Origin of the sequence: Bradyrhizobium sp. Cp5.3 (assembly GCF_000426265.1) — a bacterium.
GTDB lineage: Bacteria > Pseudomonadota > Alphaproteobacteria > Rhizobiales > Xanthobacteraceae > Bradyrhizobium > Bradyrhizobium neotropicale.
In genome coordinates this window covers 1-1261 of the sequence record NZ_AUFA01000145.1, presented here as the reverse complement: position 1 = coordinate 1261, position 1261 = coordinate 1, and the positions used below count along the sequence as shown (strand labels likewise).

Sequence of the window (1261 nt, the reverse complement as noted above, 5' to 3'; positions counted from 1 at the left end):
GGATGTTGTGGCGGATGCCGTCGACATAGAAGGCGTCGAGCGCGGTCGCCTGCGCCTCGATCGCGGCAGCGCGCGAGGGCGCATGGGTGACGAGTTTCGCGATCATCGGATCGTAGTGGATCGAGATCTCGCCGCCCTCCTGCACGCCGGTGTCGTTGCGCACGGTGATGCCGTCCCTGCTGGCTTCCGCCGGCGGGCGGTATTTCACCAGGCGCCCGATCGAGGGCAGGAAGTTGCGGAACGGATCTTCGGCGTAGAGCCGCGACTCCACCGCCCAGCCCGTCAGCGTGACGTCCTTCTGCGCGATGGTGAGCTTCTCGCCGGCGGCGACGCGGATCATCTGCTCGACGAGGTCGATGCCGGTGACGAGCTCGGTCACGGGATGCTCGACCTGGAGGCGCGTGTTCATCTCCAGGAAGTAGAAGCTCTTGTCCTGGCCGGCGACGAACTCGACGGTGCCGGCGGAGTCGTAGTTCACGGCTTTCGCGAGCGCGACCGCCTGCTCGCCCATCTTGCGGCGGGTGGCCTCGTCGAGCAGCGGCGACGGCGCCTCCTCGATGACCTTCTGGTTGCGGCGCTGGATCGAGCATTCGCGCTCGCCGAGATAGATCACGTTGCCGTGCTTGTCGCCCAGCACCTGGATCTCGATGTGGCGGGGATCGACGATGAATTTCTCGACGAAGACGCGGTCGTCGCCGAACGAAGCCTTGGCCTCGGCCTTGGCGAGATTGAACCCTTCCGCGACCTCGGCCTTGGAGTGCGCGATGCGCATGCCCTTGCCGCCGCCGCCGGCGGAGGCCTTGATCATCACGGGATAGCCGATCTCGTCGGCGATCCGCACTGCATGCCTGTCGTCCTCGATGACGCCGAGATAGCCCGGCACCGTCGAGACCTTGGCCTTGGCGGCCGCCTTCTTGGACTCGATCTTGTCGCCCATCGCCGCGATGGCGCCCGGGTTGGGCCCGATGAAGACGATGCCGGCCGCCTCCAGCGCGCGCGGAAACGCCTCGCGCTCGGACAGGAAGCCGTAGCCGGGGTGCACCGCTTCCGCGCCGGTCCTGCGGCAGGCGTCCACGATCTTCTCGATCACCAGATAGCTCTCGGCCGCCGCCGGCGGACCGATCAGCACCGCCTCGTCGGCCATCTCGACATGGAGGGCGTCGCGATCGGCCTCGGAATAAACCGCAACCGTCTGAATTCCCATCCGGCGGGCAGTCTTGATGACCCGGCAGGCGATTTCGCCGCGATTGGCAATCAGGAT

1 protein-coding gene is annotated in these 1261 nt (G+C 66.9%); it reads right to left on the bottom strand.

What is annotated here, in order from left to right:
• Positions 1–1261, bottom strand: a 1261-nt coding sequence (locus tag K289_RS0140875) for an acetyl/propionyl/methylcrotonyl-CoA carboxylase subunit alpha (protein WP_027556549.1), incomplete at both ends; no start/stop codon positions are given.